Origin of the sequence: Streptomyces sp. NPDC057877, from assembly GCF_042796855.1 — a bacterium.
Taxonomy (GTDB): domain Bacteria; phylum Actinomycetota; class Actinomycetes; order Streptomycetales; family Streptomycetaceae; genus Streptomyces.
In genome coordinates, this window is the sequence record NZ_JBHVMS010000014.1 from 159,876 (window position 1) to 173,683 (window position 13,808).

The following is a 13,808-nucleotide window of genomic DNA, read 5'->3' on the forward strand; positions in this document are numbered from 1 at the left end:
CCTTCCGGGTGATTCGGACCGCGCGGACCCGAAGGAGGACTGGAGAAAACGAAACGCCCCGGCGCAGGCGCACGGGGCGGACTCGACCGGACGCGCATACGCGGGACGCACGCACTCCGGGAGTTCTTCCACTGTCACCTGCGCGGGTCGTCCGCTGTTCAGCGGATCCTTCGGCCACCGTGCCCTCGAACGAGCACACGGCAACGACCAGCGGTCTTTGGCTTCGTGGAGAGAGTACGTGACCGGATCGCCGTCAAGCAAATCCGGTCACGCGGGTGAGGCTCGGCTCTCCGTGACTCAGCTCTCGGAGGCCATGGCCTCTTCCATCATCTCGGCGAAGTCGACGGTGTCCGCGGCGGGCGGGGCCTCGATGTCCACCGGCTGGTTGTAGTCGAGGAAGGTGACGGTCATGTCCAGCGGGCCGCCGGTGGCGTCCCCCTGCATCCGGAACTGCTTGGCCCGGTCCTCGCCGTCGATCCACATGTCCATCTTGAGGGACTCGACGCCCATCTTCTCGTACTGCTCGATGCTCTTCTCCCGCTGCTCGCGCAGGGTCCTGCTCTCGCCCTTGGTGGCCTTGCGCAGGTCATCGAGGTCGACCGTGCCCTTGTAGTGGGTGGTCTCGACGCCGTCGACAGTCTCGGTGCCGACCTTCTCCACGTCCTCGGCACCGGCCAAGAAACCGGACTCCGCGGCCGGGTTCTGACCGGCCTGGCCCGCGCCCAGCTCGTCGAGGTTCAGCGGGTTGTCCTCGCCGAGCGCGGACAGGTCCATCTTCATCCAGCTCTTGCCGTCCAGCTCCTTGGCCATCTCGGCGCCACCGCCGATGTACATGACCTGGTCGAGCAGACGGATCTCCGCCTCGCCGGACTGGGTGGGGCTGGCACCTTCGACCGACATCTTCATGTCCATCGCCAGCGGGTCCAGGGACATCGAGGCCTCGCCGTCGATCGTGCCCTGCTCGGGGATGTCGCCGCTGATCCTGTACCGGAGGGACTTGATCTCCTCGGCGTTCTTCGCCGCCGCCGCGACCGCCGCGGCGGGCTCCATCTCCGGCGAGTCGCCACCGTCACCGGAGGAACAGCCGACCGCGCCCGCGGCCAGCAGCAGCGCGGACAGTCCGGCGCCCATCGCCCCGCGCCGAGTACGGCGCGTACGTACGGAAAGACCCATTGATTCCCCCCAAGGAGCATGGCCGACCCTCAACGAAACGTGAGCGTATCTCAGGGGACTGACAGAGTCCGCTCAATTGCTGTGGGGCCGGTGTGACTCGTGTGACTCATATAGCTGGCCGTTTCGGGTGCTTCAGGAGCCTGTGTCGTGATGCTCCAGCAGCTCCGTGAAGTCCACCGTGTCATCGACCGGCGGTTTCTCGACAGAGACCTTCAGGCCGTAGTCGTCGTAGAAAGCGGTCTGCCTCAGCTCGCCGGTCTCCTCCAGCTCCCCCTTCTCCACCTTCTTGACCAGCAGGTTCCGCTCGTCCACCCATATGTCCACGGTCTGGGTGACCACCCCGGCGTCGGTGAGCCGCCGCTTCAGGGCGGAATCGGCCAGCTCCGCCACGTCGAGCGTGCCCGAGTAGCGGGTAGCGGTCCGGCCGCCGACGCCCTCCACACCGACCCGCCGTGTGGTCGGCGAGGCCAGCAGCAGCTCTATCGGCTGGACCGGAGCGGTGCGCTCCAGCTCCTCCTTCAGCTGCGCCCCGGAGCCGCCCGGCAGCTCCTGGAGGCTGTCGTGGTCGTACTTGATCCAGTGCCTGCCGTGCATCCGGTCCGCGAAGGCGTCGCCGAACTCGGCGTAGTAGGCGTCGGGCAGCAGCCGCGCCCGCATCGAGACGCTGCCCAGCTTCCGCATGGTGTCGGCGACCTCCCCGCCGGTGTAGGTGAGGGTGAGGAGGCCGACGGGGCGCTCGGCCCAGGACAGGGCGCCGGTGGTCTCCATGGACAGGACGCTGCCCATGACCGTCGTGGAGGTCACCCGGGCGGAACCGGCCTTGCCGGTGGCCTTCTCCACGGCACGCAGTTCCTCGCTCACGGCCGCCGGAGCGCCCCTCGTGCCGGTGGGGGCGGCGGTGGGCTTCGTCGGCTTCTCCGAGCCCCCGGGCGAGCCGCACGCGGCCGCCAGCACCAGCGCCACCACGGCGATCCCCCGCCCCACCAGCCCGTACCTCACCCGTGCCCCCCTCGGACGTCCCGGCCACTCCCCCCACGCTAACCCGCGGGTACGACAACGGGCCCCGCACCTCGGAAGGTCGCGGGGCCCGTCGACGGATACGCGTACGCGCGCCTCGGTCGTCGTCAGGATCAGACGGCGGCCGGGTCCTCCTCGACGAGGAGGTTGCGGGTGCGGTTCGGGTCGACCGGAATGCCGGGGCCCATCGTGGTGGTGATGGCGGCCTTCTTGATGTAGCGACCCTTGGCGGCCGACGGCTTCAGACGGAGGATCTCCTCCAGCGCGGCGCCGTAGTTCTCCACCAGCTTGCTGTCGTCGAAGGACGACTTGCCGATGATGAAGTGCAGGTTCGAGTGCTTGTCGACGCGGAACTCGATCTTGCCGCCCTTGATCTCGGTGACGGCCTTGGCGACGTCGGGGGTGACGGTGCCGGTCTTCGGGTTCGGCATCAGACCACGCGGGCCGAGCACGCGGCCGAGGCGGCCGACCTTGCCCATGAGGTCCGGGGTGGCGACGACGGCGTCGAAGTCCAGACGGCCCTTCGACACCTCGTCGATCAGTTCGTCGGCGCCGACGATGTCGGCGCCCGCGGCACGCGCGGCCTCGGCACGGTCGCCGGTCGCGAAGACCAGGACCCGGGCGGTCTTACCGGTGCCGTGCGGGAGGTTCACGGTGCCACGCACCATCTGGTCGGCCTTGCGCGGGTCGACACCCAGACGGAAGGCGACCTCGACGGTGGAGTCGAACTTGGTCGTGGAGGTCTCCTTGGCGAGACGGACGGCCTCGAGCGGGGCGTAGAGCTTCTCCCGGTCGACCTTGGCGTCCGCAGCGCGGAGAGACTTGCTGCGCTTGCTCACTACTGCTCCTGGGTTTTCTTAGGAGTCGTGGTCCGGGCCGAGCAGGCCCCGCCACTCATCTGCTGGTGGGGAGGTTGGGGCTCAGCCCTCGACCGTGACGCCCATGGAACGGGCGGTGCCGGCGATGATCTTCTCGGCGGCGTCCAGGTCGTTGGCGTTGAGGTCGGGCATCTTGGTGGTGGCGATCTCACGGACCTGGTCACGCGTGATCTTCGCGACCTTGGTCTTGTGCGGCTCGCCGGAGCCCTTCTCCACGCCCGCGGCCTTGAGGATCATCTTCGCGGCCGGCGGGGTCTTGGTGATGAAGGTGAAGGAACGGTCCTCGTAGACCGTGATCTCCACCGGGATCACCCAGCCACGCTGCGACTCGGTCGCGGCGTTGTAGGCCTTGCAGAACTCCATGATGTTCACGCCGTGCTGACCCAGCGCGGGGCCGACCGGCGGGGCCGGGTTGGCGGCACCGGCCTGGATCTGGAGCTTGATGAGCCCCGTGACCTTCTTCTTCTTGGGAGGCATAGCTCTCCGGGTCCTTTCAATCGGGTCCATGCCCGCGCGACGGGACCAACCGAACGCAGGCATACCGCACAACGATAACGGGTATAGATGCGCGGCCAAAAACCGAGCAGGTCAGGCAGTGCCTGACCTGCTCGGAAGCGGTTCGTCCAGAAGGGATCAGTTCTTCTGGATCTGGTCGAAGCTCAGCTCGACCGGGGTCTCACGACCGAAGATCTCCACCAGACCCTTGACCTTCTTGGAGTCGGCGTTGATCTCGTTGATGGTGGCCTGGAGCGTGGCGAACGGGCCGTCGGTGACGGTGACCGAGTCGCCGACCTCGAAGTCCAGCACCTGGACCTCGACCTTGCGCTGCGGCGCGGGCTTGCCCTCGGCCTCGGCGGCCTCGCGGGCGGCCTTCTCCTCGGCCTCCGGGGCGAGCATCTTGACGATCTCGTCCAGCGTCAGCGGGTACGGGTCGTAGGCGTTGCCCACGAAGCCGGTGACGCCGGGGGTGTTGCGGACGACGCCCCAGGACTCGTTCGTCAGGTCCATGCGGACCAGGACGTAGCCCGGGAGCTTGTTCTGCTTGATCGTCTTGCGGTCGCCGTTCTTGATCTGGACGACCTCTTCCTGCGGCACCTCGGCCTGGAAGATGTAGTCCTCGACGTTCAGCGAGACGGCGCGCTGCTCCAGGTTGGTCTTCACGCGGTTCTCGTAACCGGCGTAGGTGTGGATCACGTACCACTCGCCGGGCAGGATGCGCAGTTCCTGACGGAGCTTCTCGACGGGGTCGATGTCGGCCTCGGGCTCCTCGGCCTCAGCCTCGGCGGCCTCTTCGGCCTCAGCCTCGGCGGCCTCTTCCGTCTCCTCGTCGGCGGCGGTGTCCGCAGCCTCGGCCTCGTCGGCCTGGGTCTCGTCGACCTCGTCCGCGCCCGCGACGATGTCGAGATCGTCATCCACGGACTCGACGACGTCCTCGCGAGGCTCCATGGCGTCGTTCACGTTCGGGTCAGACACGGTGGCTGCTTCTTCCTGGATACATACGGGTGGAACACGCGAAAGGGGCGCCGATCACGGCGCCCTTCGCTCTTGGCTCAGCCGAAGACGTACTTGGCTGCGTGGTCGAGCCCATAGTCAATCACGGTCACCAGGCCGATCATCACGACCACGAAGATGATCACGACGGTCGTGTACCTCGTCAGCTGGGTGCGCGTAGGCCAGACGACCTTGCGAAGCTCCGCGACGATCTGGCGGTAGAAGAGTGCGAGGCGCTTCAGCGGGCCCTTCTTGGCGCGCTTGCCACCCTTTCGGGTCTTCTTCCTCGACTCGGGAACCTCGTCCTGGGCATCAGGCGTGTCGAGGGAGCCCACGGCGTCCGACATTCATCCTCACCTGATCCCGGGTCGTGGCCGTGCCGCGCCCGGTCTGAGCCGCACGGCGGTGCAATGCTGTACGTACCTGCGCACACATCCTGGCGGTGTGTGTAGCAGGGCCGGAGGGACTTGAACCCCCAACCGCTGGTTTTGGAGACCAGTGCTCTACCAATTGAGCTACGACCCTTTGTGTCTCCCCCAACGTACCGCATCCGGACGGGTGCTCGGTGTATGCACCCGTTGAGCACGGCTCGCTGAAGGCCAACGACGTGTGAGTGTACGTGTTCCTGGCCCGGGCGTCGAACAGAAAGTGCCCGTGAGGGCGCTCCCGGTGGAAAGATCGGGAGAAAGATCGCCGAAGCGACGGCCGGATCCCGGCGGTCCGGGGTGACGCTTCGGTCAGGTGTTCAGCGGTTTGCCCGCTCCTGTTCAGTACGTGAAACCCGCGTGCCGGGGACATTTCCGGTCTGAAACGATGGGCCCCATGAGCCCTGCAACCCCTCCCACCGAGCGCCGGGTCTCCGCCCGAGTCGGCGCGATCTCCGAGTCCGCCACCCTCGCCGTGGACGCCAAGGCCAAGGCACTCAAGGCCGCCGGGCGTCCGGTGATCGGCTTCGGCGCGGGCGAGCCCGACTTCCCGACCCCGGACTACATCGTCGAGGCGGCCGTCGAGGCCTGCAAGAACCCGAAGTACCACCGCTACACCCCGGCGGGCGGCCTGCCCGAGCTGAAGGCCGCGATCGCCGCGAAGACGCTGCGCGACTCCGGCTACGAGGTCGACCCGACCCAGATCCTGGTGACCAACGGCGGCAAGCAGGCCATCTACCAGGCGTTCGCCGCGATCCTCGACCCGGGTGACGAGGTCATCGTCCCGGCCCCGTACTGGACGACGTACCCGGAGTCGATCCGGCTGGCCGGGGGTGTCCCGGTCGAGGTCGTCGCCGACGAGTCCACCGGCTACCGCGTCTCCGTGGAGCAGCTGGAGGCGGCCCGCACCGAGAAGACGAAGGTCGTCCTCTTCGTCTCGCCGTCGAACCCGACCGGCGCCGTCTACAGCGAGGCCGAGACCGAGGCGATCGGCCGCTGGGCCGTCGAGCACGGCCTGTGGGTGCTGACCGACGAGATCTACGAGCACCTGGTGTACGGCGACGCGACCTCGGTGTCCCTGCCCGCGGTCCTGCCGGAGCTGCGGGACAAGTGCGTCGTGGTCAACGGCGTCGCCAAGACCTACGCGATGACCGGCTGGCGGGTCGGCTGGATCATCGGCCCGAAGGACGTCGTGAAGGCAGCGACGAACCTCCAGTCGCACGCCACGTCCAACGTCTCCAACGTGGCCCAGGTGGCGGCGCTGGCGGCGGTCTCCGGCGACCTGGAGGCGGTCGCGAAGATGCGCGAGGCCTTCGACCGGCGCCGCAGGACGATCGTCCGGATGCTCAACGAGATCGACGGCGTGGTCTGCCCGGAGCCGGAGGGCGCGTTCTACGCCTACCCGTCGGTGAAGGCCCTGATCGGCAAGGAGATCCGCGGCAGGCGTCCGCAGGACACCGTCGAGCTGGCCGCGCTGATCCTGGAGGAGGCCGAGGTCGCCGTCGTGCCCGGCGAGGCGTTCGGCACGCCCGGCTATCTGCGGCTGTCGTACGCGCTGGGTGACGAGGACCTGGTCGAGGGCGTCTCGCGGATCCAGAAGCTGCTGGCGGAGGCGCGGGACTGAGGTCCCGCCGCCCCGGGCGGGCCCTCAGGTGCTCATGGTGAGTACCTGAGGGCCCGCTTTTTCGTGCGAGCAAGACCACGAACGGGGAAAGCGGTACCGGGGCCGGAGGGCCGTTTGGCAGTATCACGGAATGGAACGTGTACGTGATGTCTCCGAGCTGCCGAAAGCCCATCTGCATCTGCACTTCACCGGGTCGATGCGGCCCGGGACCGTCCTGGAGCTGGCCGACAAGTACGGCGTGCGCCTGCCGGAGGCGCTGAGTGAGGCGTTGACCAGTGGGGAGCCGCCGCAGTTGCGGGCCACGGACGAGCGGGGCTGGTTCCGTTTCCAGCGGCTGTACGACGCCGCCCGGTCGTGTCTGCGGGAGCCCGAGGACATCCAGCGGCTGGTGCGGGAGGCCGCCGAGGAGGACCTGAAGGACGGCTCGGGCTGGCTGGAGATCCAGGTGGACCCGACGTCGTACGCGCCCCGGCTGGGCGGGCTGATCCCGGCGCTGGAGATCATCCTGGACGCGGTGGAGACGACGTCCCGGGAGACCGGTCTGGGGATGCGGGTGCTGGTGGCCGCCAACCGGATGAAGCACCCGCTGGACGCGCGGACGCTGGCACGGCTGGCGGTGCGGTTCGCGGACCGGGGTGTGGTGGGCTTCGGGCTCTCGAACGACGAGCGGCGGGGCATGGCGAGGGACTTCGACCGGGCGTTCTCGATCGCCCGGCAGGGCGGGCTGCTGTCGGCTCCGCACGGCGGCGAGCTGACCGGCCCGGCGTCGGTGCGGGACTGCCTGGACGACCTGGACGCGGACCGCATCGGCCACGGCGTACGGGCCGCGGAGGACCCCCGGCTGCTGAAGCGGCTGGCGGACCGGGGCGTGACGTGCGAGGTGTGCCCGGCGTCGAACGTGGCGCTGGGCGTCTACGAGAAGCCGGAGGACGTACCCCTGCGCAAGCTGTTCGAGGCGGGCGTCCCCCTGGCCCTGGGCGCCGACGACCCCCTCCTGTTCGGCTCCCGCCTGGCGGCCCAGTACGACATCGCCCGCCACCACCACGCCTTCACGGACCGGGAACTCGCGGAACTGGCCCGGCAGTCGGTGCGGGGGTCCGCGGCTCCGGAGGACGTGAAGGCCAAGCTGCTGGCGGGCGTGGACGACTGGCTCGCGGGCTGACGCGGATCGCTCTGTGGCGGTCCCTACAGGGCGACGCCCACCGTCACCGGCTCGTTCACCAGGGTGATGCCGAACGCCTCATGGACCCCGGCGACGACCTCCCGGGCCAGCGTCAGCAGGTCCTCGGTGGTGGCGTCGCCGCGGTTGGTGAGGGCGAGGGTGTGCTTGGTGGAGATGCGGGCGGGGCCGGTGCCGTAGCCCTTGGTGAATCCGGCCTTGTCGATCAGCCAGGCCGCGGAGGTCTTCGTACGGCCCGCACCGGCCGGGTAGGCGGGCGGCTCGACGCCGTCGCCGAGGCGGGCGCGCACGCGCGCGTGGAACTCCGCGAAGTCGGCGTCGGTGAGGATCGGGTTGGTGAAGAAGGACCCGGCGGACCAGGTGTCGTGGTCCTCGGGGTCCAGGACCATCCCCTTCCCGGCCCGCAGCTTGAGCACCGTCTCGCGCGCGTCCCCGAGCGGCACCCGCTCCCCCGCCTCGACCCCGAGCGCCCGCGCGGTCTCGGGGTACTTGAGGGGCGCCGAGAGCCCTCCGGCGTCCTCCAGCCGGAAGCGGACCCGCAGGATCACGTACCGGGAGGGGTCGGCCTTGAAGCGACTGTGCCGGTAGGAGAAGGCGCACTCGGCGTTGGAGAGCGTCACCGTCTCGCCCGCACGCCGGTCGTAGGCGATCACCTCGGTGATGGTCGAGGAGACCTCCTGCCCGTACGCCCCCACGTTCTGGATCGGCGTCGCGCCCGCCGAGCCGGGGATCCCCGCGAGGCACTCCACGCCCGCGAGCCCGGCGGCCACGGTGCGCTCGACCGCGTCGGTCCAGACCTCGCCCGCGGCCAGCTCCAGCCGCGTACCGTCCAGCTCGAAGCCGGACGTGGCGACGCGCAGGGCGGTGCCGTCGAAGCCCTTGTCGCCGATGACCAGGTTGGAGCCGCCGCCGATCACCAGCAGCGGCGTACCGCTGGCGTCCGCCTCGCGTACGGTGGCGATCACCTCGGCGTCGGTCGTCGCGGTGACCAGCCGGGTGGCGGGGCCGCCCAGCCGGAAGGTGGTCAGCGGGGCGAGGGGGGCGTCGTGGAGTTCCTGCACGCGCCCAAGACTACGAGACGGCACTGACAGCCCCGGACGGCGGCGAGGGGGCGGCGGGCACGCGCGCGTACGGCCCCGGTACCGGGCAGGCGCCCAGGCGTACGGCCCCGTCCTTGCCGACGGGGCCGTACGCGCGCGTGCGCTCACGTCAGGCGGCGCGCCGCCTCCGACCAGCTCAGTGGGAGGTCGGCGCTGGACGCCGTCCACGAGGCGAACTTCGCGTCCCGCATCTGCGGGGCCAGGCCCCGCGCGGTCGGCGCGTGGATGCCCCCGTGGGCGAAGGTCTTGAGGGCGTCGGGCGACTCCCAGGCGGACAGCGTCCAGAAGGTCCGCTTGAAGGGCTCGGCCTTCAGGGAGGCCCCGTAGGCGCCGGGCGCCCGGCTCACCTGCCGCCAGACTCCCGGCGTTCGGACGAGGAACCTGAGCGCTCCCCACAGGGTCCGCGTCTCGAAGCGCGAGGCGAAGACGTGCACCTCGGTGTCGCGCGGCGGGGTGTTGGGCTCGGTCCAGGGAAGGGTCGGCATGTCGTACTCCTTTCCGGGTGATCTCGGTGTCTCTGTGGGTGATCTCGGTGTCTCTGTGGGTGTTCTCGGTCTCTTTGCGGGTGTTCTCGGTCTCTTTGCGGATGTTCTCGGTGTTCTTGCGGGTGTTCCTCAGGTCTGTCGAAGAGGTGTTCTCGGGTCTCTCCGGGCGTTCTCCGAGTCAGCGGGCCGCGGTCTCGGCGAGCGGCGCGGCGGGCTCCGGCTCGGGCGGTTCGGGGGTCGTGAGGACGGCCTTGCGGCGGGCGGGGATCAGCAGGGCCGCCATCCCGGCCAGGGCGACCACCCCGGCGCCGACCGCGATCGCGGGCCGCAGCCCGTCGACGAACGTCTGCGGGGTCTCGTAGCCGCCCTGGGCCGCGAAGATCGAGGACATGATCGCGATGCCGAGCGCTCCGCCGACCTCGCGCAGCGCGTTGTTGGCGCCGGAGGCGATGCCCTGTTCCTTGGCGATGACGCTGCCCATGACCAGGGCGGAGGCGGGCGCGAAGAAGAGGGCCATGCCGATGCCGCTGAGGATCAGGCCGGGCAGCTGGACGGAGTAGGAGGCGTCGGCGGTGATGACGTAGGCCAGGTACCCGAGTCCCGCCGCCTGGAAGAACAGGCCCGTGGCGACGACCGGACGGCCGCCGACGCGGTCGGAGAGGAGCCCCGCGATCGGTGCGACGAGCATGGGCATGCCGGTCCAGGGCAGCATGCGCAGCCCGGCCTCGGTCGGCGAGTAGCCGAGGACGCCCTGCATGTACTGGCTGAGCAGGAAGATCGAGCCGAACATACCGAGGAACATGAGCATGCTCGCCGCGTTGATCCCGGCGAAGGCGCGGGAGCGGAAGAGGCGCATCGGCAGCATCGGGTTGCGGCCTCGGATGCCGTGCCGGACGAAGGCGAGCAGCAGCGCGCCGCCCGCGGTCAGGCCCGTCAGGACGACCGGGTCGGTCCAGCCGTCGGCGGGGCCGCGCACCAGGCCGTAGACGATCCCGAAGAGACCGCCGCTGGCGAGCAGGGTGCCGGTGACGTCGAGCGGGGAGCCGGTGCCGTGGGACTCGGCGAGGCGCAGGCGGGCGAGCGGCAGCAGGGCGAGGCCGAGGGGCACGTTCAGCCAGAAGATCCACTGCCAGGAGATGTGTTCGGTGAGGCTGCCGCCGATGAGGGGCCCGGAGGCGACGGCGAGTCCGTTGACGGCGCCCCAGATCCCGAACGCCATCCCGCGCCGTTCGGCCGGTACCGCGGCGGTCAGCAGGGTCAGCGTCAGCGGCATCATGACGGCCGCTCCGACGCCCTGGACCGCGCGGGCCGCGATGAGGGAGTCGATGCCGGGTGCCATGGCCGCGGCGGCGGACGCGACGGTGAAGATCGTGATGCCGACCAGGAAGAGACGACGGCGGCCGAAGCGGTCGCCCAGCGCCGCGCCGAACATCAGCAGCACGGCGAAGGTGAGCGTGTAGGCGCTCACGGTCCACTCCAGGTCGTGCAGCGCCCCGCCCAGGTCGTCGCGGATCGCGGGCAGCGCGGTGGTGACGACCAGGTTGTCCAGGGCCGCCATGAACCCGGCGACGCTGGTGATGACGAGCGCCCAGACGAAACCCCAGCGCGGTGGGGCGTGTGTGGCCGTTGTGCTTGGTGCAGAGTGTGCGGACTGTTGTGACATTGCTCCCCCTGAGCATGAATCACGTAGATGGTTAGTTATTGATGACTAACTTTTGCGGGCACACGACGGCCAACAGACGTCCGGATGCGGCCGGACGCCTACTGCTCCTCCGTCCCCTGCTCCGCCTTCTGCTTCACGCGGGCGGAGAGGTACAGCCCGTCCCACACCCGGTGCCCCGGCGGAAAACCCATCGCGGCGAGGGTGTTGATGAGCATTCCGTAGGCCAGGAAGGTCGTGGTCTCGCCGATGTCGGCACCGAGCGGCAGATGCACGGTGTCCCAGATGTCCATCCAGCCCTTGCGGACCATCTCACCGAACTCACGGTCCCCGGCCGCCTCGGCGGCGGCCACCGTGACGTACGTCTGCAACTGCATCTGGACCCGCTCCGGCTCCTCCGAGATCAGCCGCGTATACGCCTCCGCCATGGCGTGCAGGGCCTCCTCGCCCCGCAACCCCTCGGCGGCCTTCTCGAACAGTTCGCGCGAGTCACGCAGACAGCGCTCCGCCGCGGCCAGGAAGATCGCCTTCTTGCCGGGGAAAAGCCGGAAGAGATACGGCTGCGAGACACCCACCCGCTTGGCGATCGCCTCGGTGGAGGTGCCGTAGTAGCCGCTCCGCGCGAACTCGGCGATCGCCGCGCGGATGACGCTTTCTCGCCGCTCTTCTGCGCTCATCCTGACCATGAAGCCAAGTTAGTACTCAATCACTAACTTGGTCAAGAGGGCTTCTGCCGGGGCCGATGGAGTGGCTCCGTACAGCGAAGAGGGGCACCCGCGCGGGTGCCCCTCTCGTCATCCTCCAGACGTACTTCCGCTCAGGCCAGGCGGACGACCGCCCGGGACATCCCCAGCACCTTCTGCCCGGCGCTGGTCGCCGTGAGGTCCACCCGGACCGTGTTGTCGTCGAGCTTGGCGGCGACCTTGCCGCTCACCTCGACGGTGGCGCCCTCGTCGTCGTTCGGCACGACGACGGGCTTGGTGAAGCGGACGCCGTACTCCACGACCGCGCCCGGGTCGCCGGTCCAGTCGGTGACCACGCGGATCGCCTCCGCCATGGTGAACATGCCGTGCGCGATCACGTCCGGCAGGCCCACCTCCTTGGCGAACTTCTCGTTCCAGTGGATCGGGTTGAAGTCCCCGGAGGCACCCGCGTACTGGACGAGGGTGGCGCGGGTCACGGGGAAGGTCTGCGCGGGCAGTTCGGCGCCGACCTCGATGTCGTCGTACGCGATCTTGGCGGTCATCGGCTCACGCCTCCTCGGCCGCGCGGGCCACCAGCTTGGTCCAGGCGGTCACGACGTGCTCCCCGGCCTCGTCGTGGACCTCGCCGCGGATCTCCAGGATGTCGTTGCCCGCGAGGGACTTGATCGTCTCGATGGTCGAGGTGACCGTCAGCCGGTCACCCGCGCGCACCGGACGGCTGTAGGCGAACTTCTGGTCGCCGTGCACCACCCGGCTGTAGTCCAGGCCGAGCTGCGGGTCCGCGACGACCTGTCCGGCGGCCTTGTAGGTGATCGTGAAGACGAAGGTCGGCGGGGCGATCACATCGGAGTGGCCCAGTTCCTTGGCGGCTTCCGGGTCCGTGTAGGCCGGGTTGGCGTCCCCCACCGCCTCCGCGAACTCACGGATCTTCTCCCGGCCCACCTCGTAGGGGTCGGTGGGCGGGTACGTCCGCCCCACGAAGGACTGGTCGAGCGCCATGGCTCGGCACCTCCTGGTGTCTGCTGTTGTCGGCGGTGAACGACGAGTGCTGTCGACGGGTGAACGACGAGTGCCGTCGACGGGTGAACGACGACTGCTGTCGGCGGTGAACGACGACTGCCGTCGGCGGTGCCCGACGAGCGGGAACCCATGAACGATAAGCGGTGCCCGTGACGAGAAGCGTTACTCGTCCATGACGGGCCGTGGTCGTGAATGACGAGGGTGGTCACGCATGACCAGCAAGGGCCATGAAAGCGGTGCACGTTGAAGTGCGATAAACGCCACGAGGCCGCCCCTGTGGATCAGGGACGGCCTCGTGATACGAGCCTTGTTATCGCGTCTCGCGGTGCGCGGTGTGCGCGTTGCAACGCGGGCAGTGCTTCTTCATCTCCAGTCGGTCCGGGTTGTTACGCCGGTTCTTCTTGGTGATGTAGTTCCGCTCCTTGCACTCCACGCAGGCCAGCGTGATCTTCGGGCGGACGTCGGTGGCAGCCACGTGAGTGCTCCTTGACGAACGGATAGGATGATTTAACGCAAGAAAGAGTAGCCGATCGAAGGACCGACCCCACAATCGGCTACTGTCAGTAGCGGTGACCGGACTTGAACCGGTGACACAGCGATTATGAGCCGCTTGCTCTACCGACTGAGCTACACCGCTTCGATGCGATCGGATCCCGCCTCGCGACGGGAACCTCTCACACCAGAGCCCCAAAACGGAATCGAACCGTTGACCTTCTCCTTACCATGGAGACGCTCTGCCGACTGAGCTATTGGGGCGAGCGATGAAGACATTACACGGTCAGCGGCGGTTCGCCCAAATCCGTTTCCCGCCGCCCGCGCGGCCCCACGCCAGTGCCCCCGCACGGGCCCCGTGGACCCCATCGGCACCAAGGCGCTGACCGGCGGACGACACCGGGAGGACGGCCGCGGACCACACCGGTACGACTATTGCGCTCCTCCCCGCCATGGCGTGATCACCGGCCTAGGCTCGACTCACTCTGCGTGATCATGCGTCCTCGCGCGCGTGCCTGCGCGGAGCGGCCCGCGCGGGTCTACGCGGAACAGACCCACG

15 protein-coding genes and 3 tRNA genes are annotated in these 13,808 nt (G+C 69.0%); 2 read left to right on the top strand and 16 right to left on the bottom strand.

Features of this window, described 5'->3' with window-relative positions; all coding sequences use genetic code 11:
- Nucleotides 1-297: 297 nt before the first annotated feature.
- The 7 genes from ACFVQG_RS35190 to ACFVQG_RS35220 form a co-directional block, all read right to left on the bottom strand.
- Nucleotides 298-1,173: an LppX_LprAFG lipoprotein gene (locus ACFVQG_RS35190; RefSeq protein ID WP_383391644.1), complete on the bottom strand. Its 876-nt coding sequence runs from the start codon at nt 1,171-1,173 to the stop codon at nt 298-300.
- 132 nt (nt 1,174-1,305) lie between these two features.
- Nucleotides 1,306-2,172 carry a hypothetical protein gene (locus tag ACFVQG_RS35195; protein WP_383391647.1) on the bottom strand — a complete coding sequence of 289 codons (867 nt, stop codon included), beginning with the start codon at nt 2,170-2,172 and terminating at the stop codon, nt 1,306-1,308.
- Between the two features lie 131 nt (nt 2,173-2,303).
- Complete coding sequence (rplA, locus tag ACFVQG_RS35200; RefSeq protein WP_360225223.1) at nt 2,304-3,029, bottom strand: 50S ribosomal protein L1; 726 nt, start codon at nt 3,027-3,029, stop codon at nt 2,304-2,306.
- 81 nt (nt 3,030-3,110) lie between these two features.
- Nucleotides 3,111-3,545 carry a 50S ribosomal protein L11 gene (gene rplK / locus ACFVQG_RS35205; protein ID WP_006130605.1) on the bottom strand — a complete coding sequence of 145 codons (435 nt, stop codon included), beginning with the start codon at nt 3,543-3,545 and terminating at the stop codon, nt 3,111-3,113.
- A gap of 156 nt (nt 3,546-3,701) precedes the next feature.
- Nucleotides 3,702-4,541, bottom strand: coding sequence for a transcription termination/antitermination protein NusG (gene nusG, locus ACFVQG_RS35210; protein ID WP_383391650.1), 840 nt, complete (start codon nt 4,539-4,541; stop codon nt 3,702-3,704).
- Between the two features lie 77 nt (nt 4,542-4,618).
- Nucleotides 4,619-4,906 (bottom strand): preprotein translocase subunit SecE, encoded by a 288-nt coding sequence (secE, locus tag ACFVQG_RS35215; RefSeq protein ID WP_210922676.1) that lies wholly within the window; start codon nt 4,904-4,906, stop codon nt 4,619-4,621.
- A gap of 105 nt (nt 4,907-5,011) precedes the next feature.
- Nucleotides 5,012-5,084: transfer RNA gene (locus tag ACFVQG_RS35220), tRNA-Trp, on the bottom strand.
- Nucleotides 5,085-5,381: 297 nt separating this feature from the next.
- Here ACFVQG_RS35220 and ACFVQG_RS35225 point away from each other — a divergent pair.
- On the top strand, nt 5,382-6,608 hold the full coding sequence (locus ACFVQG_RS35225; RefSeq protein WP_383391653.1) for a pyridoxal phosphate-dependent aminotransferase: 1,227 nt from the start codon (nt 5,382-5,384) through the stop codon (nt 6,606-6,608).
- A gap of 130 nt (nt 6,609-6,738) precedes the next feature.
- Nucleotides 6,739-7,770 carry an adenosine deaminase gene (locus ACFVQG_RS35230; RefSeq protein ID WP_383391655.1) on the top strand — a complete coding sequence of 344 codons (1,032 nt, stop codon included), beginning with the start codon at nt 6,739-6,741 and terminating at the stop codon, nt 7,768-7,770.
- 23 nt (nt 7,771-7,793) lie between these two features.
- Here ACFVQG_RS35230 and ACFVQG_RS35235 read toward each other — a convergent pair whose 3' ends face one another.
- The 9 genes from ACFVQG_RS35235 to ACFVQG_RS35275 form a co-directional block, all read right to left on the bottom strand.
- The gene (locus tag ACFVQG_RS35235) at nt 7,794-8,849 is read right to left on the bottom strand and encodes a UDP-N-acetylmuramate dehydrogenase (protein ID WP_383391658.1); all 1,056 of its coding nucleotides are present in this window, start codon (nt 8,847-8,849) and stop codon (nt 7,794-7,796) included.
- Nucleotides 8,850-8,992: 143 nt separating this feature from the next.
- The gene (locus ACFVQG_RS35240; RefSeq protein WP_383391660.1) at nt 8,993-9,373 is read right to left on the bottom strand and encodes a DUF3291 domain-containing protein; all 381 of its coding nucleotides are present in this window, start codon (nt 9,371-9,373) and stop codon (nt 8,993-8,995) included.
- Between the two features lie 178 nt (nt 9,374-9,551).
- Nucleotides 9,552-11,036, bottom strand: a complete 1,485-nt coding sequence (locus ACFVQG_RS35245) for an MFS transporter (protein ID WP_383391662.1) — start codon at nt 11,034-11,036, stop codon at nt 9,552-9,554.
- 98 nt (nt 11,037-11,134) lie between these two features.
- Nucleotides 11,135-11,719 carry a TetR/AcrR family transcriptional regulator gene (locus ACFVQG_RS35250; protein ID WP_383391665.1) on the bottom strand — a complete coding sequence of 195 codons (585 nt, stop codon included), beginning with the start codon at nt 11,717-11,719 and terminating at the stop codon, nt 11,135-11,137.
- 131 nt (nt 11,720-11,850) lie between these two features.
- A complete protein-coding gene (locus ACFVQG_RS35255; RefSeq protein ID WP_383391667.1) occupies nt 11,851-12,279 on the bottom strand; it encodes a MaoC family dehydratase in 429 nt (142 codons plus the stop codon).
- 4 nt (nt 12,280-12,283) lie between these two features.
- Nucleotides 12,284-12,736 (bottom strand): MaoC family dehydratase N-terminal domain-containing protein, encoded by a 453-nt coding sequence (locus tag ACFVQG_RS35260; RefSeq protein ID WP_383391669.1) that lies wholly within the window; start codon nt 12,734-12,736, stop codon nt 12,284-12,286.
- Between the two features lie 331 nt (nt 12,737-13,067).
- The gene (rpmG, locus tag ACFVQG_RS35265) at nt 13,068-13,232 is read right to left on the bottom strand and encodes a 50S ribosomal protein L33 (RefSeq protein WP_003948671.1); all 165 of its coding nucleotides are present in this window, start codon (nt 13,230-13,232) and stop codon (nt 13,068-13,070) included.
- Nucleotides 13,233-13,321: 89 nt separating this feature from the next.
- A tRNA-Met gene (locus ACFVQG_RS35270) sits at nt 13,322-13,394 on the bottom strand.
- A gap of 46 nt (nt 13,395-13,440) precedes the next feature.
- Nucleotides 13,441-13,513 (bottom strand) — tRNA-Thr (locus ACFVQG_RS35275).
- Between the last annotated feature and the right edge of the window lie 295 nt (nt 13,514-13,808).